The organism is Streptomyces exfoliatus (genome assembly GCF_000725545.1).
Lineage (GTDB): Bacteria > Actinomycetota > Actinomycetes > Streptomycetales > Streptomycetaceae > Streptomyces > Streptomyces exfoliatus.
In genome coordinates, this window is sequence record NZ_KL647056.1 from 243,841 (window position 1) to 264,291 (window position 20,451).

Sequence of the window (20,451 nt, forward strand, 5' to 3'; positions counted from 1 at the left end):
ACCCCGTGCTCCCGCGGGCTACGCCCGCCACGGCAGCTCCGCCGTGACCGTCGTCGGCCCGCCCGCGGGCGAATCCACCGCGAGCACCCCGTCGACCGCCCCCACCCGCTCCGTCAGGCCCGCCAGGCTCCGGCCCGCGAGGGACTCCGCCCCGCCGACCCCGTCATCCCTGACCTGCACCATCAGCCGGTCGCCCGCCCGCCACACGTCCACCCAGGCGCGCCGGGCCCCCGCGTGCTCCGTGACGTTCCGCAGCAGCTCCGAGACCGTGAAGTACGCGATACCCTCGATCGCCGGCAGCGGCCGGGCCGGCAGGTCCACATCCACCGACACCGGGACCGCGCACCGCGAGGCCACCGCGGAGAGCGCCGCGTCGAGACCGCGGTCGGTCAGGACCGCCGGGTGGATGCCCCGGGCGAGGTCCCGCAGCTCCCGGAGCGCGAGCTTCACCTCGCCGTGGGCCTCGTCGACCAGGACCGCCGCCGCCTGCGGGTCCGCCGCGAGCTTCTCCTTCGCGAGCCCCAGGTCCATGGCGAGCGCGGCGAGCCGGGCCTGGGCGCCGTCGTGCAGGGCCCGCTCGATGCGGCGCAGGTCCGCGGCGGCGGTGTCCACGACGACACCCCGGTCCGACTCCAGCTCGGTCACCCGCGTGGCCAGCCGGGACGGGCCGAGCAGCCCCGAGACGAGGACCCGGTCGACGGCGACGAGACCGCGCAGCAGCCACGGCCCGACCATCACGAGCAGCAGCCCGACGGCGCTGGTCACGGCGATCTCGAAGGGGGAGTCGAGATAGAGGTCGTGGGAACCGTCGCCGTACAGCTGCATGCCGTCCTGCCCCAGGTACGCGGGGAACACCCACTGCCACAGCGGATACAGGAAGAGGCCCCAGCCCGTCGCCCAGAACGTCACCGTCACCGTGAACGAGAACACCGCCCACGGCATGTGCACGACCGCGTACAGCAGGTGCCGCCACGCCGCCCCGCTCTTCAGCATGGCCCCCATCCACGAGAACGCCCCGCCGGTCCGGCCCCGCACGGGCTCGGGCGGCCGGACGTCGAGCCCGAGCAGCCCGCGCGCCCTGGCCCGCTCGACGGCCCCGAAGCCCCGGCACATCGCGAGGGCCCCGGCCAGGATCGGCACACCGAGGAAGGTGATGAGCAGCCCGACGCCGGCCGAGACGAAGGAGACGGAGAGCGCGAACCAGAGGACGCCGAGCGGGAGCCCGATCAGCACGTAGAGCAGGGCACGCCAGGTGCGGGCCTCGAACGGCGCGCGGATCGCGGCGGGGAGTCGGTGGGAGGCCATCGCGGGGGTCCTTCTCTACGAGTCGTACGAGGGAGAGGGGAGCGGTCGGTACGTGTCCCAGGCTTCCGTGCGGCGGCCCGCCGGACCATGAGGTGAGTCGGCGTCTACGGGCGGGGGTTTTCCCTACCTGCGGTCACAGGCAGGCCCAACCTGCGGCCGCGTGCCTGGTCGCACCTGGGGTCACAGGCAGGCCGAACCTGCGGCCGCGTGCCTGGGCGCACCCGCGGTCACAGGCCGGCAGACCCGGCCTCACCCGCGTTCACACGCCCGGCCGCGAGCGCCACGGCAGCTCCGCCGTCACCGTCGTCGGACCGCCCTCCGGCGACTCCACGACCAGGAGCCCGTCCACCGCGCCGAGCCGCTCCGCGAGCCCCGCGAGCCCCGTACCGCCGTCGAGGCGTGCTCCGCCCGAGCCGTCGTCCGCCACCCGCAGCAGCAGCCGGTCCTCCGCCCGCCACACGTCCACGGAGGCGGACCGGGCGCGCGCGTGCTTGGAGACGTTCTGGAGGAGCTCCGACACCGTGAAGTACGCGATGCCCTCGATCGCCTCCGCCGGTCGCTCCGCCAGGTCCACCGACACCTTCACCGGAACCGTGCACCGCGCGGAGACCGAGGAGAGCGCGGCGCTGAGCCCCCGGTCGGTGAGGACCGCGGGGTGGATGCCCCGGGCCAGGTCCCGCAGCTCCTGGAGCGCGAGCTTCACCTCGCCGTGCGCCTCGTCGACCATCGCCGCGGCCGTCTCCGGGTCTTCGAGCAGCTTCTCCTTCGCCAGGCCGAGCCCCATCGCCAGCGCCACGAGCCGGGCCTGCGCGCCGTCGTGCAGGTCGCGTTCGATGCGCCGCAGGTCGGCCGCGGCGGTGTCGACGACCACGCCCCGGTCCGACTCCAGCTCGGCGATCCGCCGCTCCAGCTCGTCGGAGGGCGAGAGCAGCCCCCGGACCATGCCCCGGTCGGCGTTGGCCAGACCCCGGGAGAGGAAGGGGAGCACGGGCCACAGGACGATGAGCGAGACCAGGGCGAGCGTGAAGGTCACGATCCCCCAGGGCAGCCGGATCAGCCCGTACAGCTGGGTCCGCCAGGCCACCGGGTCCTTCAGCGAGGTCCACAGCCAGCCGAAGAAGCCGTCGCGCGACGGCAGCGGGGACGGCTCGGCGACCTCGACGTCGAGCAGCCCGCGCGCCCGCGCCCGCTCCGACCGGCCGATCAGCCGCGCGCCGCGCAGCCCGAGGGCGAGCAGCGGCAGCCCGATCACGGTGACCGAGAGACCGACGCCGAGGAGCACGCTCACGACGGCGTAGACGAAGCCGACCAGGGCGGTGAGGAGATTGGAGAGGAGGAAGGCGATCTCCTTCCACGTCTCCTTGCCGTAGGCGGTGCGCTGCGGCGGACGGGGGGCGGGAGGGGAGGATTCATGATCGGCGCTCATGCTCCCCAGACTGCCGGTCGGCGGCCGCGCGACGCCATGGGGGAGGTCGGTGAGAGAGAGGGGGGATATCCCCACCCGCGACTGCTTACGGCGCCTTTAGCAGGGCCTAGACTCGCGTCCGTACAGAAGTGACCCATGAGACACGAGACCGAGGGGCGGACGTGCGGGAACCGACCGTTGTCGCGGCCGACGCGGCGGACTACTTCCAGACGTACTCCGTCGTCGGCCTGCTCGCCGTCGTCGGCGTGCTCTTCGTCGCCGTGGCGTTCGGCGCGGGCCGGCTGCTGAGGCCCGTCGTGCCCACGCCCGAGAAACTCCTCACCTACGAGTGCGGTGTCGACCCCGTGGGGGAGGGCTGGGCGCACACCCAGGTCCGCTACTACGTGTACGCCTTCCTCTACGTCATCTTCGCCGTCGACTCGATCTTCCTCTTCCCCTGGGCGACGGTCTTCGCGGCACCCGGTTACGGGGCCACGACCCTGGTCGAGATGTTCGTCTTCCTGGGCTTCCTCGCCGTGGGGCTGCTCTACGCATACAAGAAGGGCGTCCTGACATGGACGTGACCCCGCTCCCCGCCCCGAAGCTGGGGACGCTCGCGCGCCTGGCCCCGGAGCCGATGAAGGTGGTCCTGAATTGGGGCCGCCGCTACAGCCTGTGGGTCTTCAACTTCGGCCTCGCCTGCTGCGCGATCGAGTTCATCGCCGCGTCGATGGCCCGGCACGACTTCATCCGGCTCGGCGTCATCCCGTTCGCGCCGGGCCCGCGCCAGGCCGACCTGATGATCGTCTCCGGCACCGTGACGGACAAGATGGCCCCGGCCGTCAAGCGCCTCTACGAGCAGATGCCGGAGCCGAAGTACGTCATCTCCTTCGGCGCCTGCTCGAACTGCGGCGGCCCGTACTGGGACTCGTACGCGGTCACCAAGGGCGTCGACCAGATCATCCCCGTCGACGTGTACGTTCCGGGCTGCCCGCCGCGCCCCGAAGCGCTGCTCCAGGGCATCCTCAAGCTCCAGGAGAAGATCGCGCGCGAGAGCCTGGCGGAGCGGTACGCGTCGACGGCGACGGTCACGGAACTGACGAGCCCGCTGGTGCCCCCGCCGGGAGGCACGGCATGACCGCCCCCGCCTACGACTCCCTCCCCGACTCCGTGACCGAGGTCTTCGGCGAGGAGGCGACGGCGGAGCGGGCGTACGACCTGCTGACCGTCGACGTCCCGCCGGCGTCCTGGATCACGGCGCTCACCACGGCCCGGGACGCGCTGGGCTGCACGTACTTCGACTGGCTGAGCGCGGTCGACGAGCCGGGCACGGGCTTCCGGGTCTGCGCGCACGTCGTGTCGCTCGCGGAGGGCCGCCCGCGCCGCCTCCTCGTCCGTACGACGGTCCCGCACGACGCCCCCGTCCTGCCCACGGCGATCGGGGTGTACGCGGGCGCGGGCTGGCACGAGCGCGAGACCCACGAGATGTTCGGCGTCGACTTCACCGGCCACCCGCACCTCGTCCCCCTCCTCCTCCCCGACAACTTCGAGGGCCACCCGCTGCGCAAGGACTTCGTCCTCGCGGCCCGGGTCGCCAAGGCGTGGCCGGGCGCGAAGGAGCCGGGCGAGTCGCACGACGGCGGCCCGAAGCGCCGCCAGATGCTCCCGCCGGGTGTCCCGGACCCCAACGAGTGGGGCCCCCTGAAGGGCCAGCTCCCGCCTGCCCCGGCCCGCCCCGCCCGAGCGGCGGGAGACCGTCCGGCCCGCGCGGCGGCGGCCGACCGCCCGCCCCGCCGCGCCCGCTCCGTGTCGGAGGGCTCGGCGAGCCAAGCGGAAGCGACCACTCCGCCCCCGGCGGACGCGCCGGCCGAGACACCCCGCCCACCGCGCCGCTCCCGCTCGGTCGCGGAGGGCTCGGCGAGCCAGGCGGTACCGCCTTCGGACGACGCGACCGCGCCCGGCACCCCGACCCCCGAGGCCCGCCCGCCGCGCCGCTCCCGCTCGGCTTCGGAGGGCTCGGCGAGCCAGTCGGCCCCGGACGCCCCCGCGCCGAGCACGGAGGCCGCCGGTCCCGCCGCTCCCCGTACCCGCAGTGCGGACGCCCCCTGGCACCACGCCCGTCCGGCCTTCGACGAGGAACCGACCCCTCAGAAGGCCCCGGAGGCGAAGCCGGAGCCCGGCCCGCCCGTCGAGCCGGCCGCCCCGGCCGAGCCCGACGCCCCGGCCGCAGGCCCCGACACCGCCGCGCAGGGCGACGACACCGACCCCACCACCCCCGCCGGAGGCGATCCCGCGTGAACGACGTACTCGACGTCGCCCTCCGGCTGCTCGTCGTCTTCGCCGTCTTCCTCGTGCTGCCCCTCGTCGTCGGACAGACCGAGCACAAGGTCATGGCCCACATGCAGGGCCGTCTCGGCCCCATGTACGCCGGTGGCTTCCACGGCTGGGCCCAGCTCGTCGCCGACGGCGTGAAGTTCGCGCAGAAGGAGGACGTGGTCCCCAAGGACGCCGACCGCCGGGTCTTCCAGCTCGCGCCGGCCGTCGCCCTCCTCCCGTACCTCCTCGTCCTCGTCGCGATCCCCATCGGGCCGAGCGAGGGGGCCGTCGGTCAGGTCGTCGACGCGGGCATCTTCTTCGTCCTCGCCGTGATGGGCGTCGGCGTGCTCGGCAGCCTGATGGCCGGCTGGGCGTCCGCCAACAAGTTCTCGCTGCTCGGCGGCCTCCGTACCGCCGCCCAGCTCCTCGCGTACGAGCTTCCGATGCTGCTCGCCGCCGCCTCCGTGGCGATGGCCGCCGGCACCGTCTCCCTCCCCGGCATCCTGAACGCCTTCGAGTGGTGGTGGCTGCCCTGGCAGATCGTCGGCGCCCTCGTCTTCTTCGTGGCGGGGCTCGCGGAGCTCCAGCGGCCCCCGTTCGACATGCCGGTCGCCGACTCGGAGATCATCTTCGGCGCGTACACCGAGTACACCGGTCTCCGTTTCGCCCTGTTCCTGCTCGCCGAGTACGCCGGCATCGTCGTCCTGTGCGGTCTCACCACCGTCCTCTTCCTCGGCGGCTGGCACGGCCCCTTCGGCGCGGACGGCCTCGGCTGGGTCTGGACCCTCCTGAAGACCGCCCTCCTCGCGTTCGTCGTCATCTGGCTGCGGGTGAGCTACCCGCGGCTCCGTGAGGACCAGCTCCAGAAGCTGGCCTGGACGACGCTCGTCCCGCTCGCCCTCGCGCAGATCGCGCTCACCGGCATCGTGAAGGTGGCGATCCAGTAATGGCCCCCCTTTTCCCACCCTCCCGGCCCGGCATTCCCGGTTCCGGCCTCGCCAAGGGCCTCGCCGTCACTCTCCGCACGATGACGAAGAAGACCGTCACCGCGCAGTACCCGGACGTCCAGCCCGAGCTGCCGCCCCGCACCCGCGGGGTCATCGGACTGTTCGAGGAGAACTGCACGGTCTGCATGCTGTGCGCCCGCGAGTGCCCCGACTGGTGCATCTACATCGACTCCCACAAGGAGACCGTGCCGGCCGCCGCCCCCGGTGGCCGCGAGCGCAGCCGGAACGTCCTCGACCGCTTCGCCATCGACTTCTCGCTCTGCATGTACTGCGGTATCTGCATCGAGGTGTGCCCGTTCGACGCGCTGTTCTGGTCGCCCGAGTTCGAGTACGCGGAGACCGACATCCACGAGCTGACCCACGAGCGCGACAAGCTCCGCGAGTGGATGTGGACGGTCCCCGAGCCGCCCGCGCTCGACCCGCACGCGGAGGAACCGAAGGAGATCGCGGCGGCCCGCAAGGCGGCGGACAAGGCGGCCGAGAAGGCAGCGGCCGCCGCCCAAGCCGAAGCGGAAGCCCAGGCCCAGGAGGAGCAGCAGTGATCCCGGCAGCACAAGCGGCGGCGGAGGCCCACGGCTTCCTCTCGCCGACCGGCGTCGAGATCGCCTTCCTCCTCGTCGGCCTCGTCACCCTCGGCGCCGCCCTCGTCACGGTCACCACCCGCCAGCTCGTGCACGCCGCGCTCTGGCTGGTCGTGGCACTCGGCGGCCTCGCCGTCGAGTACCTGCTCCTGACGGCCGAGTTCATCGCCTGGGTCCAGGTCCTGATCTACGTCGGCTCCGTGGTCGTCCTCCTCCTCTTCGGCCTCATGCTCACCAAGGCCCCCATCGGCCGCTCCCCGGACGCCGACTCCGGCAACAGGCCGGCGGCCGTCGCGGTCGCCGTGGCCGCCGCGGCTGCCCTCGTCTGGGTCGTCGTCGACGCGTTCCGCACGACCTGGATCGACCTGGACGGAGCCGTCCAGGGCTCCACCAAGGTGTCCGGCGAGATCCTCTTCCGGCACTGGGTGCTGCCCTTCGAGGCGCTGTCCGTGCTCCTCCTGGCCGCCCTGGTCGGCGCCATCGTGCTCTCCCGGAAGAAGAAGGAGGGGGAGCGCTGATGCATCTCGTCTACCCGGCCGTCCTCGCCGCCCTCCTCTTCGCCATCGGCGTGTACGGCGTCCTCGCCCGCCGCAACGCGATCCTGGTCCTGATGTCCGTCGAGCTGATGCTCAACGCCGTCAACCTCAACCTGGTCGCCTTCGACGTCTGGCTCCGCGACACCCTCCACGCCGGCCAGGCCCTCACCCTCTTCACCATCGCCGTCGCCGCCGCCGAGATCGGCATCGGCCTCGCGATCGTCCTGATGGTCCACCGCAACAAGGGCACCGCGGACGTCGACCGCCTCCGCGACACGGCGGAGGACCCGCACGACAGCTCCGACGAGACATCCACCGACGGGACGTCCGGCGGGACGCCCACCGGCGAGAAGGCCGAGGCCACCGCGTGACCACCACGACCCTCGCCGTCCTCGTCCCCCTCCTGCCCTTCCTCGGCTCCGCCGCCGGACTCCTGCTCGGCCGCACCGCGCCCGGCTTCGTCCGCCCGCTCGCCGTGCTGCCGACGCTCGCCGCCGCCGTCCTGGCCGCCCTCGTCGCGGTCCGGCAGGGCGGAGACGAGACGATCGACGCGGCCACCCGGCTCACCCCCACCGGCTCGGTCCCCATCGACCTGGCCCTGTACATCGACGGCTTCGCCGCCCTCGTCGCCGTCCTGGTCGGCGTCGTCGCCACCTGTGTGCAGATCTACTCGACCGGGTACCTGCGCGACGACCCGCGCTACCCCTCGTACGCCGCGCTCGTCTCCCTCTTCACCTCCGCGATGCTGCTCGTCGTCTACTCCGGCGACCTGATGGTGCTCCTGGTCGGCTGGGAGATCATGGGCATCTGCTCGTACTTCCTCGTCGGCCACTACTGGGAGACCCCCGAGGCGCGCGCCGCCTCCCTGAAGGCCTTCCTGGTCACCAAGCTCGGCGACGTCCCCTTCCTCATCGGCCTGTTCGCGCTCGCCGTCGACGCGGGCACCTTCCGGATCACGGGTGTCCTCGGAGCCGTCGCGAACGGCGGCCTCGACCACCCCACCCTGATCGCCCTGCTGTTGCTCGCCGGTGTGGCGGGCAAGTCGGCGCAGTTCCCGCTGCACACCTGGCTCCCGGACGCCATGGCCGGCCCCACCCCCGTCTCCGCGCTCATCCACGCGGCGACGATGGTCGCCGCCGGCATCTACTTCACGGCCCGGCTGCTGCCCGTCTTCGCCGCCTCCGCCGCCGCGATGACGGTGCTCGCCGTGATGGCCGCGATCACGATGGTCGGCTCGGCGCTCGCCGCGCTCGCCCAGGACGACATCAAGCGGGTCCTCGCCTACTCGACGATCGGCCAGCTCGGCTACATGGCCGGTGCCCTCGCCGTCGGCGACCGGGGCGCCGCCGTCTTCCACCTCCTCTCGCACGCCGCCTTCAAGGCACTGCTGTTCCTCGCCGCCGGCGCCGTCATCCACGCCGCCGGTACGAACTCGCTGACCGCCATGTCCCGGATGAGCGGCCTCGCGAAGCGCATCCCGGACGCGTACTGGACGATGACCATCGCCCTGCTCGCGCTCGCCGCGATCCCGCCCTTCGCCGGCTTCTTCTCCAAGGAGGCCGTCCTGGTGGCCGCCGAGCACACCGCGTTCGGGGACCGGGATGTCGCCCCCGCGGGGGCCGGCTGGACCGTCCTCGTCGCGGGCCTGCTGACCGCCCTCCTCACCGCCGCGTACGCGCTCCGCCTGTGGCTGCGCACCTTCCGCGGCCGGGGCGCCGAAGCCCCCGACCACGGTCGCCAGCCGATCGCCATGACCAGCGTCCTGTGGGTGCTCGCCGTCCCCTCTCTCGGATTCGGTCTGACCGCCACGTACGTCGACGACTGGTTCGACGGGCACGCCCTCACCCCGACCGTCACCACGGCCGTCCTGGGCACGGGCCTCGCCGTCGCCGGAGCCGCCGTCACCTACGCGATCTGGCGCACCCTCACGGCCCGCACCCCGGTCGCGGCCCCCGCGCCCCCCGCGCCCCCCTTGCCGCACGTTGCCCACCCCGACGCCGACGCCGGGCACGTCGAGGCCGAGGCGCTGCACCTGCCGCACCCCGCCGAGGACCCGGCCGACCCCGGCCGCGCCCTCCTCGGGCCGCTGCACGGCCCCGCCGCCGACGGCTTCCACCTGGACGCCGTCTACCGGACCGCCTTCGTCCGCCCCGTCCTCGCCGCCGCCTCCCTGGTCCGCTTCCTGGACCGCGAGGTCGTCGACACGTACGTCCGTGCCGCGGGCGATTCGGCCAAGGGCCTCGGCTGGCTCGTCCGCCGCGCCCAGACCGGCAACGTCCAGACCTATCTGAGCGCCCTGCTCGCCGGCTCCGTCGTCCTGGCGATCGCCGCAGTCGCCCTCGCCAACGCCGTCGCCGGAGCGTGAGCCGTGATCGATATCAGCGAATCCGTGATGCAGTTCCTTCTGGCATTGATCGTCGTCGGCCCGCTCCTCGGGGCCGCCGCCGCTCTCCTCCCGGCCCCGCCCGGGCTGAGGGGGAAGTCACCGGACCAGGCCGTGCTCCGCCACGGCGTCACCGTCACCGGCGTCATCCTGCTCGCCGCGATCGTCCTGGCGCTCGGCTTCGACCACGACCAGCCGTCGCGGATGCAGGCCACGACGGACATCAGCTGGATCCACGCGCTCGACGTGCGCATCCACCTCGGTGTCGACGGCATTTCCCTCCCCCTCCTGGTCCTGACCGCGCTGCTGACCTTCCTCTGCGCGCTGTACAGCTACTTCAAGATGCCTGCGGGCCCTTCCCCCAAGGGCTTCGTCGCGCTTCTCCTGGTCCTGGAGTCCGGCACCCTCGCCACCTTCGCCGTCCTCGACCTCGTCCTGTTCTTCCTGGCCTTCGAGATGGTCCTCATCCCGATGTACTTCCTCATCGCCCGCTGGGGCGGCGAGGGCAGGCAGGCCGCCGCCTGGAAGTTCATCCTCTACACGCTGCTCGGCTCCGTCGTCATGCTGCTCGGCCTGCTCCTCATCGGCGTGAAGGCGGGCACGTTCGACATGGTGGCACTGGCCACTGACAACGGCCGTGGGCTGACCACGTCCGTGCAGGTCATCGCCGTTCTCGCGATCGGCATCGGGCTCGCGGTGAAGACCCCGATGTGGCCGCTGCACAGCTGGCTCCCGGACGCCCACACCGCCGCCCCGACCGTCGGCTCGGTCCTCCTCGCCGGCGTCCTGCTCAAGATGGGCACGTACGGGTTCGTCCGGATCCTGCTCCCGATCACACCCGACGGGATGCGGGTCTTCGCCCCGTACCTCGCCGCCTTCGCCGTCGCCGGGATCATCTACGGATCGCTGGCCTGCCTGGCCCTCGCCAGGCCCGGCAACAAGGGTGACCTCAAGCGCCTCATCGCCTACTCCTCCGTCGGCCACATGGGCTTCGTCCTCCTCGGCATCGCCACGATGACCCCCACCGGAGTCAACGGCGCCCTGTTCGCCAACGTCGCCCACGGCCTCGTCACCGGCCTGCTCTTCTTCCTGGTCGGCGCGATCAAGGACCGGTACGGCACCGCCGACCTCGACACCCTCGCGGGCGCCACCGGCGCCGCCCTCTACGGCCGCGCCCCGCGCCTCGGCGCCCTCCTGGCCTTCGCCGCCGTCGCCTCCCTCGGCCTGCCGGGCCTGGCCGGCTTCTGGGGCGAGATGCTGGCCCTGTTCGGCGCCTTCGAGCCCGCCGAGGGCCTCAGCCGCCCCGCCTTCCTCACCTTCACGGCGATCGGCGCCTTCGGCACCCTCCTCACCGCGGCCTACCTGCTCCTCGTCGTCCGCCGCGTCTGCATGGGCGGCCCCAGGCCCGTCGGGGAGACGCCGATCGCCGACGTCCAGGGGTACGAGTTCGCCGCCTGGACCCCGCTCGTCGCCCTCACCGTCCTCGCCGGACTCTGGCCCGCGGTCCTCCTCGGCCTCACCGACCCGGCCGTCCAGCAGCTCCTCGCCGGAGGCACCCGATGACCCCAGTGGCCAGCGAGTCGCTCGTCCAGTCCGTCGACTGGCTCACGATCGCGCCCCCCACCCTCACGGCCGTGGTCGCCCTCGTCGTGCTCGTCGCCGACCTCTTCGTCCCCGAGGGGCGCAAGCAGCTCCTCGGCTGGACCGCGGTCGGCGGCCTCGCCGCGGCCCTCGTCCTGCTCGTGCCGCTGCGGGACGGCAACCGCTCCACCTTCTGCCTGACCGCCGACACCCAGGTCACGGCGTGCAGCTACACCGCCGACCACTTCACCCTCGTCATCCAGCTGCTCGTCCTCGGCGGCGCGCTCCTGACGGCCCTGCTCTCGCTCACCGAGACCCGCGAGAAGCTTCCCGCCGGCGAGTTCTGGTTCCTGCTGCTCTCCTCGGCGGCCGGCGCCGCCCTGCTGCCCGCCTCCCGCGACCTCGCGACCCTCGTCGTCGCCCTCGAAGTGGCCTCGCTGCCCGCCTTCGCCCTCGTCGGCCTCAAGCGCGGCGACCGCATGTCCGGCGAGGCGGCGCTCAAGTTCTTCCTCTCCTCGGTGACGGCGACCGCCGTCACCCTGCTCGGCGTCAGCTTCGTGTACGCGGCGACCGGCACCCTCCACCTCACGGAGATCGCCCAGCGCCTCGACGACGTCCCCGGGCAGCTCCAGACGCTCGCCGAGGCGGGCGTGGCCCTCACCCTCGTCGGCTTCGCCTTCAAGACGGCCGCCGTCCCCTTCCACTTCTGGGTGCCCGACACGTACGTCGGCGCCCCGCTGCCCGTCGCCGCCTACCTCTCCGTGGTCGGCAAGGCCGTCGGCTTCACCGGACTCATCCTGGTGACGGTCGTCGCCTTCCCCTCGTACGCCGACGTGTGGGGCCCGGCGCTCGCCGTCCTCGCCGCGCTCACGATGACCGCGGGCAACGTCGCCGCCCTCCGCCAGCTCTCCACGCGCGCGTGGAGCGCGGTCCGGCTGCTGGCCTGGTCCTCCGTCGCCCAGGCCGGCTACCTCCTGGTGCCGATCGCCGCCGCCGCGTACTCCAGCGACGACCAGATCGGCGCCACCGTCGCGTACGCCCTGATGTACGCCGTCGTGAACCTCGGCGCGTTCGCGGTCGTCGCGCTCGTCGCACGCAGCCACCCCCGGAACCGGATCGAGGACTACCGCGGCCTGTACGCGGCGAGCCCCGCCGCCGCCCTCGCGCTCGCCTTCTTCCTCCTGAATCTGGCCGGTTTGCCCCCGGGTATCATCGGCCTCTTCGCCAAGGTGACCGTCTTCTCGTCGGCCGTCGACGCGGGCCTCGGCTGGCTGGCCGTGATCATGGCCGTCAATGTCGTGATCGCGCTGTACTACTACCTGCGCTGGACGGCTCTGCTGTTCCGGACGCCGGAAGGGGCGGCCGGGAAGGTCCGCCACCGGACCCCCGTGCCGATCACCCTGGCGATCGTGCTGACCGCAGCCGCAGGAGCCGTGCTTTCGGGCTACCCGCAGTTCGCCCTCCGCTTCGCCACGGACAGCCTTTTCTGACCCCCCACAGAGAAACACCGAGGAGCAACACCCCGTGCTGAACGGATTCAAGGACTTCATACTCCGCGGGAACGTCATCTCGATGGCCGTCGGACTGGCCGTCGGAACGGCGTTCACGGCTGTCGTCACCGGCTTCAGCAAGGCCTTCATCACCCCGCTCATCGGTCTTGCCACCGGCTCCGTCGGTGACTTCAACGCGGCGAAGTTCAGCGTCGGCAAGACCGTCTTCCCCTACGGCCTCGCCATCTCCGCAGCCATAGCCTTCGTCATCACCGCCGGGGTCCTGTACTTCCTGATCGTCGCCCCGCTCGCGAAGGTCCAGGACAGGTTCGCCAAGGCGGAGGCCGCCGACCCCAAGTCGGAGAAGCGCGACTGCCCCCGCTGCTTCACCGAGATCCCGGCCGTCGCCACCCGCTGCGCCCACTGCACCAGCGAGGTCGAGCCCACCGCAGCCACCCTGGGGAAGATCCCGGCGGCCCGCTGATCACCCGAACGGCCCACAGTGCCCCCGGTGCGGCCGGGGGAACCCGAACCTCCCGCCTGGCGTTGACCAGTACGGAAGGGTCCACTGGACGAGTGGACGAAGTGGATGACCACGAAGCGAAGGGTTCCCCTGCCGCACCACTTGGAGGGCGTACCGTGCACCGCCGGCACAACGGGCTGAGGACCGCCGTACTCCTCGGAGGGCTCTCGGCCCTCATCATCGTCATCGGCAGCTTCTTCGGGCGTACGGGACTGATCGTCGCGCTGGTCGTGGCGCTCGGCACCAACGCCTACGCGTACTGGAACAGCGACAAGCTGGCGCTCCGGGCCATGCGGGCCCGTCCCGTCAGCGAGTTCGAGGCGCCCGCGCTCTACCGGATGGTGCGGGAGCTCTCCACCCAGGCGCGCCAGCCCATGCCCCGGCTCTACATCTCGCCGACTCAGGCGCCCAACGCCTTCGCCACCGGCCGCAACCCGCGCAACGCCGCCGTCTGCTGCACCGAGGGCATCCTCGCGATCCTCGACGAGCGCGAGCTGCGCGGGGTCCTCGGCCACGAGCTCAGCCACGTCTACAACCGGGACATCCTCATCTCCTCGGTCGCCGGAGCGCTCGCCTCAGTGATCATGTTCCTGGTCAACTTCGCCTGGCTGATTCCGGTCGGCCGCTCGAACGACGACGACGGGCCGGGCATCCTCGGCTACCTGCTGATCCTCATCCTCGGCCCGATCGCCGCCTCGATCATCCAGCTCGCCATCTCCCGCTCCCGCGAGTACGAGGCCGACGCATCCGGCGCCCAGCTCACCGGCGACCCGCTCGCCCTGGCCGGCGCCCTGCGGAAGCTGGAGGCGGGGACCAAGCAGCTGCCGCTGCCCGCGGAGCCCCGGATCGAGACGGCCAGCCACATGATGATCGCGAACCCGTTCGGCCCCGGCCGGGGCATGTCCAAGATGTTCTCCACCCATCCACCGATGGCCGAGCGGATCGCCCGGCTCGAGAAGATGGCAGGTCACCGCCCGTGAAGACGATCCTCAACGTCATATGGCTGATCCTGTGCGGATTCTGGATGTTCCTGGGCTACATGCTCGCGGGCGTCCTGCTCTGCATCACGATCATCGGCATCCCCTTCGGCCTCGCCGCGTTCCGCATCGGGATCTACGCCCTGTGGCCCTTCGGGCACACGGTCGTCGACCGCAGGGACGCGGGCGCCCCCTCCGTCATCGGCAACGTGCTGTGGCTGATCCTCGCGGGCTGGTGGCTCGCCCTCGGCCACATCGCCACCGGCATCGTCCTCTGCGTCACGATCATCGGCATCCCGCTCGGCATCGCGAACTTCAAGCTGATCCCGGTGTCGCTGCTCCCGCTCGGCAAGGAGATCGTCCCCACGGACCAGGCGTACGGGTACGCGGCGGGCCGCTAGGGGGTGTCTTGGGCGGACAGGCCCTAAGGCGCGGTCCGGTCCCGGCCGCGGCCGATGGCCCACGCCACCACACCGGCGGCGACGACGCCCGAACCGGCCAGCACGGAGCCGAGCGGCAGCGCGAACGCGAGCGCGCCGCACCCGGCGAGCCCCAGCGCGGCGAGCGGGCGCCGGGCCGGCCCCAGGGTCCACGCCGAGGCGTTCGCGATCCCGTAGTAGACGAGCACCCCGAAGGACGAGAAGCCGATCGCGTCGCGCACGTCCGCCGTGGCCGCCACCACGGCCACCACCGCACCCACCGCGAGCTCCGCCCGGTGCGGCACCTGGAACCGCGGGTGGACGGCCACGAGCGCGGTCGGCAGGTGGCCGTCGCGCGCCATCGCCAGGGTCGTACGGGACACCCCGAGGATCAGCGACAGCAGCGAGCCGAGCGCGGCGACCGCCGCCCCGACCACGACCACCGGCACCAGCCAGCCGGCGCCCGCCGCACGGGCCGCGTCGGTCAGCGGGGCGGGGGAGTCGGCGAGGGCCGCCGGGCCGAGGACGGTGAGCACGCTCACCGCGACGAGCGCGTAGACGGCGAGAGCGATCCCGAGCGCGATCGGCACCGCGCGGGGGATCGTCCGGGCCGGGTCACGGACCTCCTCGCCGAGCGTGGCGATCCGCGCGTACCCCGCGAATGCGAAGAAGAGCAAACCCGCGGCCTGCAGCGCCCCGCCCGCCGTGAGCTCCCCGCCGGGGGCCAGCGGCGACGTCTCGCCGACTCCGAAGGACACCACGACGACGGCCGCGAGGACGGCGAGGACGAGCGCGACGATCACCCGGGTGAGCAGCGCCGACTTCTGAACTCCCCCGTAGTTGACGGCCGTCAGGGCCACCACGGCGGCCACCGCCACCGCGTGCGCCTGCCCCGGCCACACGTACGCCCCGACGGTCAGGGCCATCGCCGCGCAGGAGGCCGTCTTGCCGACCACGAAGGCCCAGCCGGCCAGGTAGCCCCAGAACGACCCGAGGCATTCGCGACCGTACACATAGGTGCCGCCCGAACTGGGGTAGCGCGCCGCGAGCCGGGCCGACGCCATGGCGTTGCAGTACGCGACGACCGCGGCGATCCCGAGCGCCACGAGCAGCCCGGTCCCGGATCCGGCCGCCTCCGCGGCGGGTCCGAGCGCGACGAAGATCCCGGCACCGACCATGGCCCCGAGCCCGATCACGACCGCGTCGAAGACGCCGAGCGTGCGGCGCAGTTCCGATGTCATGCCCCGCACATTAGAGGCTGAGACCGGTCTCCCTGAGCGTGATGTTGAGCCGCCCCCTCAGGCCGAGCGCCGGCTCCGCCGTCCCCGGGTACACCTTGGGAACACCGTGGTGAACCCACCGCGAAGGCCCGCCGAACACGAACAGGTCCCCGGAGGCCAGCTCGACGTCCTGGTACGGCCGTCCGCGGCCCTCCTCGTTCCCGAACCGGAACACGCACCGGTCCCCGAGGCTCAGCGACACCACCGGCGCCCCCGACCGCTCCTCCCGGTCCTGGTGCATGCCCATCCGCGCCCCCGGCTCGTAGAAGTTCACGAGGGCGGTGTCGGGCGCGAAACCGCCGTGGTCCCCGTACGCCTCGACGAGCGCCTCCCGGCCCAGCGCGCCCAGCCACCCGGGCAGCGGGACCCCGACCACGTCGAGATAGCGGTACGGCACCCACTGCCGGCCCAGACACAGCGTTCGCACCGACATGACACCCCCGCCGGGCAGCACCGTCCGCCGGTACGGCACGGGCCCGCGCCCCCACTCCCTGCAGGCGTCCACCAACTCCCGCTGCCGCGCGAACGGCAGCCACCCGGGCACGTGCACGGCCCCTGGGGCGACGACGGCCCGCTCGCGGGGGAAGAGCCCTTCGGTCACACCAGGGCCCCCTCCAGGCCCAGGAGCCGCTCCTTGCGCTCCAGCCCGGCGGCGTATCCCCGCAGACTCCCGTCGGCCCCGATCACCCGGTGGCAGGGCCGCACCACGAGCAGCGGATTGCGCCCGATCGCGGTCCCCACGGCCCGTACGCCGGCGCCGGCGGAACCGACCCGCCGGGCGATCTCCCCGTACGAGACGGTCGTGCCGTACGGGATCTCCTCGAGGGCCTGCCAGACGCGCCGCTGGAAGTCGGTCCCGGCGTCCGTCGCGAGCGGCAGGTCGAACCCGTCCCTGCGCCCGGCGAAGTACTCACCGAGCTGCCCGGCGACCTCCGCGAACGCCTCGGGCGCGAGCGTCCACCCGTCCTCGACCCCGACGGCGCCCTTCTGCCCCGGCAGGGACAGCGAGCGCAACGCGACACGGCCCCCTCCGGCGAGCTGCCCGACCAGCAGCATCTCGCCCAGGGGGCCGTCGACGTACGCGTACACGGTCATGACTGGGTCCTCTCCCCGCACGGTCTTCCACGACCCAGTGTGCGGGGCCCGCCGAACCTCGGGCTGGCGGTATTCGGACACGGCCCTCGACCGGGCGGACGGATCAGCGGTAGTTCACGAACTGGATCGCGAAGTCGAAGTCCTTGCCCTTGAGCAGCGTCTGAACGGCCTGCAGGTCGTCCCGGCTCTTCGAGCTGACCCGCAGCTCGTCGCCCTGCACCTGGGCCTTGACGCCCTTGGGACCCTCGTCCCGGATGGCCTTCGCGACCTTCTTGGCGTTCTCCTGCGAGATGCCCTCGGTGACCGACGCGAAGAGCTTGTACTCCTTGCCGGACAGCTGCGGCTCACCCTCGACGTCCAGCGACTTCAGCGAGATCCCGCGCTTGATCAGCTTGGTCTGGAAGATGTCGAGGATCGCCATGACGCGCTCCTCGCCGTTCGCCTGCATCAGGATCTTCTCGCCCGACCAGGCGATCGAGGCGTTGGTTCCCTTGAAGTCGTAACGCTGGGAGATCTCCTTCACGGCCTGGTTGAGGGCGTTGTCGACCTCCTGCCGCTCGACCTTGGACACGATGTCGAAACTGGAGTCGGCCATGACTCGTGGCTCCTTGCTCGGATGCTTGGGGTACAGCCCAAAGCCTAGGGGGTGCGCCACGGCCCGAACCGCTGATCAATCCGGTGGCGAAGCACCCCGGGGGATCAGGTATTGTTTACGTCGTTGCCACGGAACACCGCCGAAAAGCGGCTCCACGGCAGCGATCTCATGGCGATGTGCCCGAGTGGCCAATGGGAGCGGACTGTAAATCCGTCGGCTTAGCCTACCCAGGTTCGAATCCTGGCGTCGCCACGTGAAGAAGGTCCCCGGTGCTTGCACCGGGGACCTTCACTCGTTTTCGGCTGCCTGCGGACCGGTCAGTTTCCGGCCACGTCCTTCACCGCTACCGACAGTGGGGTCGAGCCCGCGATCAGTTCCAGGGTGAGGCCGGCGGTCGCCGGGGTGTCGAGGAGTTCCACCAGGGTCGCCGCCACGTCGTCGCGGGAGATCGGGCCCCGGCCCGTATGGGCCTCGAGACGGACCAGGCCCTTGCCCGCGTCGTCCGTCAGGATGCCGGGCCGCAGGATCGTCCAGTCCAGGGCCGTACGGGAGCGGACGTCGTCGTCGGCGGCGCCCTTGGCGCGGAGATAGGCGTCGAAGACGTCGCCGCCCTGGTGCGAGGCGTCCGCGCCCATCGAGGACACCACCACGTACCGCCGCACGCGCGCGCGTTCCGCCGCGTCCGCGAAGAGCACCGCCGCCGCCCGGTCCACCGCGTCCTTCCGTTCCGCGCCGCTGCCCGGCCCCGCTCCCGCCGCGAAGACGGCCGCGTCGGCGCCCTGGAGGACGGCGGCGACCATCTCCACCGACGCCGTCTCCAGGTCGAGGACGACGGGCTCCGCGCCCGCGTGCCGCAGGTCGTCGGCCTGTTCCGGTCTGCGGATGATCCCCGCGACCTCATGCCCGCCCGCCGAGAGGAGCCTCTCCAGGCGAAGGGCGATCTGTCCGTGTCCCCCAGCGATGACGATGCGCATACTCACGACCGTACGACGGGACCGGCCGGCGGGCTTCCCGGCTCGGGCGGCCGCTCCGGGCGCGCCTGGCGAGGCAGGTCGAGCGCCGCCGCCGAGTCGCAGTACTCCCGCACCGCGCTGGTCCTGGCCACCACCCGCCCCCGGTGCACCACGATCCGGCTGTACGCGAGGGACAGCACGCCCGACAGGCGCTCCCCGCGGACCGCGAGCAGCTCCGCGGGGAACCCGGCCTCCACCCGCACCTCCGGCAGCCCCATCGCGGCCCGCGCCTCCGCGCTCACCGCGGCGTACGCCTCCTCGGGCGGGAGGCCGCCGAGCGAGGCGAGCAGGTACGCCGCCTCCAGCGGATCGCCGCGCCCCACCGGGTTGGACACGTCCCGCAGCGCCCCGCTGCCCGCCGCGACCCGCACCCCGGCCGCCCGGAGCAGTCGCACCGGCGCCGCGCCCCGGCGCTCCGTGCCCCCGCAGCCGCCCTGGGGCAGGCACACCACGGTCACGCCTGCCGCCGCCAGCTGGTCCGCGGCCCGCCGGGCCGCGTCGGCGGGAAGCCGGCCGAGACCCGCGCACGGGCCGATCGCCACCCCGGGCCGCAGTCCGCCGGCCATCGCCGCGAGCCGGGCGAGCCGGGCCGGGTCGTCCCCGTCGGTGTGCAGGTCGACCGGGACGCCGTGTTCGGCCGCGACCTCGAGGACCGCCTCCACGTAACCGGCCGGGTCCGGGTCGAGGTCCGGGCAGCCGCCGACCACCCCGGCGCCCATCTTCACGGCGTCCCGCAGCATCGCGAGGCCGTCGGCTCCCGCGACCCCGGTGAGCAGCCGGGGTACGGCCACGGTGGTGAGGTCGGCGAGGCCGCGCAGCGAGCGCCGGGCCTGGAGCACCGCTTCGAGCGGCCCGAGTCCCTGGACGTCGCCGATCCGCACGTGGGCGCGGAGCGCGGTCGCGCCGTGGCCGAGCTGGAGCAGCGCGGCCTCGGTGGCCCGGCGCTGGACGTCCTCGGGGGCGTACGAGACGGGCCCGGGGGAGTCGGCGGAGAGCGCGGTGTCGGCGTGGGCGTGGGGTTCGGCGGCGGCGGGCAGCAGCAGATAGCCGGTGAGGTCCACGCGCGAGCCCACGGCGGTGAGGCTGCCGGCGGTGCCGACGGCCTCGATCCGGCCACCGACGAGCCGTACGTCGACGGTCCGCCCGTCGGTGAGCCGTGCGTGGGAGAGCAGGAGCGAGGCCGAGTCGGCGGTGGTGGCGGCCCCGTCCTCGGGCGGCTGGGGCTGCTTGCTGTCGGCTGACATCGGGCTCCTCAAGGCTCCTCAAGATCAAGATCACGCAGCGTGGGGCCGAGCCTAGGGGCGCCCGCACCGAGCTTCGAGGAGGAGCGCAATAGTCGTACCGATGAGTCCACGAGTGGCGTACGTGACGCCTGGTGAGGGCACGCGCGGGGGGCCACGGAAACGGATTTGGGTGATGGGCGGGAGACCGTGTAATGTCTTCCTCGCTCGCCCCAATAGCTCAGTCGGTAGAGCGTCTCCATGGTAAGGAGAAGGTCTACGGTTCGATTCCGTATTGGGGCTCTGGTGAGAAGGAACCCACCCTCGGGTGGGATCCGGATCATCAAAGCGGTGTAGCTCAGTCGGTAGAGCAAGCGGCTCATAATCGCTGTGTCACCGGTTCAAGTCCGGTCACCGCTACACACGGTAGCCGATTGTGGGGTCGGTCCTTCGATCGGCTACTCTTTTATGCGTTCATCCGTCCCATCCGTCCAAGGAGCACTCACGTGGCTGCCACCGACGTCCGCCCGAAGATCACGCTGGCCTGCGTGGAGTGCAAGGAGCGGAACTACATCACCAAGAAGAACCGGCGTAACAACCCGGACCGTCTTGAGATGAAGAAGCACTGCCCTCGCTGCAACTCGCACACCGCGCACCGCGAGACGCGTTAATCAGGCTCGTACACGAGGCCGTCCCCACCAGGGGGCGGCCTCGTGTCGTTTGTC

22 protein-coding genes and 3 tRNA genes are annotated in these 20,451 nt (G+C 72.4%); 17 read left to right on the forward strand and 8 right to left on the reverse strand.

The genetic code is table 11. The features are described from left to right. Nucleotides 1-18: 18 nt before the first annotated feature. Together IO20_RS0135540 and IO20_RS0135545 are read right to left on the reverse strand one after the other, a co-directional pair. Complete coding sequence (locus IO20_RS0135540; protein ID WP_030549876.1) at nucleotides 19-1,305, reverse strand: sensor histidine kinase; 1,287 nt, start codon at nucleotides 1,303-1,305, stop codon at nucleotides 19-21. Between the two features lie 259 nt (nucleotides 1,306-1,564). Beyond that, the gene (locus IO20_RS0135545) at nucleotides 1,565-2,731 is read right to left on the reverse strand and encodes a sensor histidine kinase (protein ID WP_030549875.1); all 1,167 of its coding nucleotides are present in this window, start codon (nucleotides 2,729-2,731) and stop codon (nucleotides 1,565-1,567) included. Between the two features lie 161 nt (nucleotides 2,732-2,892). On the opposite strand from IO20_RS0135545, the gene IO20_RS0135550 reads away from it, so the two are divergent. The 13 genes from IO20_RS0135550 (at nucleotide 2,893) to IO20_RS0135610 (ending at nucleotide 14,505) form a co-directional block, all read left to right on the forward strand. Further along, the gene (locus IO20_RS0135550; RefSeq protein WP_030549874.1) at nucleotides 2,893-3,294 is read left to right on the forward strand and encodes an NADH-quinone oxidoreductase subunit A; all 402 of its coding nucleotides are present in this window, start codon (nucleotides 2,893-2,895) and stop codon (nucleotides 3,292-3,294) included. Further along, entirely contained in the window at nucleotides 3,285-3,848 is a 564-nt protein-coding gene (locus tag IO20_RS0135555; protein ID WP_030549873.1) for an NADH-quinone oxidoreductase subunit B, read from the forward strand. The genes IO20_RS0135550 and IO20_RS0135555 overlap by 10 nt, the downstream gene beginning before the upstream one ends. After that, on the forward strand, nucleotides 3,845-5,008 hold the full coding sequence (locus tag IO20_RS0135560; protein WP_030549872.1) for an NADH-quinone oxidoreductase subunit C: 1,164 nt from the start codon (nucleotides 3,845-3,847) through the stop codon (nucleotides 5,006-5,008). Before IO20_RS0135555 ends, IO20_RS0135560 begins: the two co-directional genes overlap by 4 nt. Beyond that, on the forward strand, nucleotides 5,005-5,973 hold the full coding sequence (locus tag IO20_RS0135565) for a complex I subunit 1/NuoH family protein (protein WP_030549871.1): 969 nt from the start codon (nucleotides 5,005-5,007) through the stop codon (nucleotides 5,971-5,973). The genes IO20_RS0135560 and IO20_RS0135565 overlap by 4 nt, the downstream gene beginning before the upstream one ends. Next, nucleotides 5,973-6,575 (forward strand): NuoI/complex I 23 kDa subunit family protein, encoded by a 603-nt coding sequence (locus IO20_RS0135570; protein WP_030549870.1) that lies wholly within the window; start codon nucleotides 5,973-5,975, stop codon nucleotides 6,573-6,575. Before IO20_RS0135565 ends, IO20_RS0135570 begins: the two co-directional genes overlap by 1 nt. Next, nucleotides 6,572-7,132 carry an NADH-quinone oxidoreductase subunit J family protein gene (locus tag IO20_RS0135575; protein WP_030549869.1) on the forward strand — a complete coding sequence of 187 codons (561 nt, stop codon included), beginning with the start codon at nucleotides 6,572-6,574 and terminating at the stop codon, nucleotides 7,130-7,132. The genes IO20_RS0135570 and IO20_RS0135575 overlap by 4 nt, the downstream gene beginning before the upstream one ends. Next, nucleotides 7,132-7,521: an NADH-quinone oxidoreductase subunit NuoK gene (gene nuoK, locus IO20_RS0135580; protein WP_030549868.1), complete on the forward strand. Its 390-nt coding sequence runs from the start codon at nucleotides 7,132-7,134 to the stop codon at nucleotides 7,519-7,521. The genes IO20_RS0135575 and nuoK overlap by 1 nt, the downstream gene beginning before the upstream one ends. After that, nucleotides 7,518-9,515, forward strand: coding sequence for an NADH-quinone oxidoreductase subunit 5 family protein (locus IO20_RS0135585; RefSeq protein WP_030549867.1), 1,998 nt, complete (start codon nucleotides 7,518-7,520; stop codon nucleotides 9,513-9,515). The genes nuoK and IO20_RS0135585 overlap by 4 nt, the downstream gene beginning before the upstream one ends. A 27-nt stretch (nucleotides 9,516-9,542) precedes the next feature. After that, nucleotides 9,543-11,096 (forward strand): complex I subunit 4 family protein, encoded by a 1,554-nt coding sequence (locus tag IO20_RS0135590; RefSeq protein WP_030549866.1) that lies wholly within the window; start codon nucleotides 9,543-9,545, stop codon nucleotides 11,094-11,096. Beyond that, on the forward strand, nucleotides 11,093-12,604 hold the full coding sequence (locus IO20_RS0135595; RefSeq protein ID WP_030549865.1) for an NADH-quinone oxidoreductase subunit N: 1,512 nt from the start codon (nucleotides 11,093-11,095) through the stop codon (nucleotides 12,602-12,604). Before IO20_RS0135590 ends, IO20_RS0135595 begins: the two co-directional genes overlap by 4 nt. Before the next feature lie 34 nt (nucleotides 12,605-12,638). Then, complete coding sequence (locus tag IO20_RS0135600) at nucleotides 12,639-13,088, forward strand: large conductance mechanosensitive channel protein MscL (protein ID WP_030549864.1); 450 nt, start codon at nucleotides 12,639-12,641, stop codon at nucleotides 13,086-13,088. A gap of 155 nt (nucleotides 13,089-13,243) precedes the next feature. Beyond that, nucleotides 13,244-14,107, forward strand: a complete 864-nt coding sequence (gene htpX / locus IO20_RS0135605; protein WP_030549863.1) for a zinc metalloprotease HtpX — start codon at nucleotides 13,244-13,246, stop codon at nucleotides 14,105-14,107. Then, complete coding sequence (locus IO20_RS0135610; protein ID WP_030549862.1) at nucleotides 14,104-14,505, forward strand: YccF domain-containing protein; 402 nt, start codon at nucleotides 14,104-14,106, stop codon at nucleotides 14,503-14,505. The genes htpX and IO20_RS0135610 overlap by 4 nt, the downstream gene beginning before the upstream one ends. A gap of 23 nt (nucleotides 14,506-14,528) precedes the next feature. On the opposite strand, the gene IO20_RS0135615 is transcribed toward IO20_RS0135610, so the two are convergent. From IO20_RS0135615 to IO20_RS0135630, 4 genes are all read right to left on the reverse strand, one after another. Further along, nucleotides 14,529-15,764, reverse strand: a complete 1,236-nt coding sequence (locus tag IO20_RS0135615) for an APC family permease (protein WP_030549861.1) — start codon at nucleotides 15,762-15,764, stop codon at nucleotides 14,529-14,531. Nucleotides 15,765-15,774: 10 nt separating this feature from the next. After that, the gene (locus IO20_RS0135620) at nucleotides 15,775-16,404 is read right to left on the reverse strand and encodes an alpha-ketoglutarate-dependent dioxygenase AlkB family protein (RefSeq protein WP_030549860.1); all 630 of its coding nucleotides are present in this window, start codon (nucleotides 16,402-16,404) and stop codon (nucleotides 15,775-15,777) included. Further along, nucleotides 16,401-16,898, reverse strand: coding sequence for a methylated-DNA--[protein]-cysteine S-methyltransferase (locus tag IO20_RS0135625; RefSeq protein ID WP_030549859.1), 498 nt, complete (start codon nucleotides 16,896-16,898; stop codon nucleotides 16,401-16,403). The genes IO20_RS0135620 and IO20_RS0135625 overlap by 4 nt, the downstream gene beginning before the upstream one ends. 103 nt (nucleotides 16,899-17,001) lie before the next feature. Beyond that, nucleotides 17,002-17,493 carry a YajQ family cyclic di-GMP-binding protein gene (locus tag IO20_RS0135630; protein WP_030549858.1) on the reverse strand — a complete coding sequence of 164 codons (492 nt, stop codon included), beginning with the start codon at nucleotides 17,491-17,493 and terminating at the stop codon, nucleotides 17,002-17,004. Between the two features lie 170 nt (nucleotides 17,494-17,663). On the opposite strand from IO20_RS0135630, the gene IO20_RS0135635 reads away from it, so the two are divergent. Next, nucleotides 17,664-17,745 (forward strand) — tRNA-Tyr (locus IO20_RS0135635). Between the two features lie 65 nt (nucleotides 17,746-17,810). On the opposite strand, the gene IO20_RS0135640 is transcribed toward IO20_RS0135635, so the two are convergent. Next, nucleotides 17,811-18,467, reverse strand: coding sequence for an NAD(P)H-binding protein (locus IO20_RS0135640; RefSeq protein ID WP_030213873.1), 657 nt, complete (start codon nucleotides 18,465-18,467; stop codon nucleotides 17,811-17,813). A 2-nt stretch (nucleotides 18,468-18,469) separates the two neighbouring features. Next, nucleotides 18,470-19,750 (reverse strand): amidohydrolase family protein, encoded by a 1,281-nt coding sequence (locus IO20_RS0135645; RefSeq protein WP_030213876.1) that lies wholly within the window; start codon nucleotides 19,748-19,750, stop codon nucleotides 18,470-18,472. A gap of 206 nt (nucleotides 19,751-19,956) precedes the next feature. On the opposite strand from IO20_RS0135645, the gene IO20_RS0135650 reads away from it, so the two are divergent. From IO20_RS0135650 to rpmG, 3 genes are all read left to right on the forward strand, one after another. Then, a tRNA-Thr gene (locus IO20_RS0135650) sits at nucleotides 19,957-20,029 on the forward strand. Between the two features lie 44 nt (nucleotides 20,030-20,073). Then, nucleotides 20,074-20,146: transfer RNA gene (locus IO20_RS0135655), tRNA-Met, on the forward strand. Between the two features lie 86 nt (nucleotides 20,147-20,232). Continuing rightward, nucleotides 20,233-20,397, forward strand: coding sequence for a 50S ribosomal protein L33 (rpmG, locus tag IO20_RS0135660; protein ID WP_003956487.1), 165 nt, complete (start codon nucleotides 20,233-20,235; stop codon nucleotides 20,395-20,397). Nucleotides 20,398-20,451 lie beyond the last annotated feature (54 nt).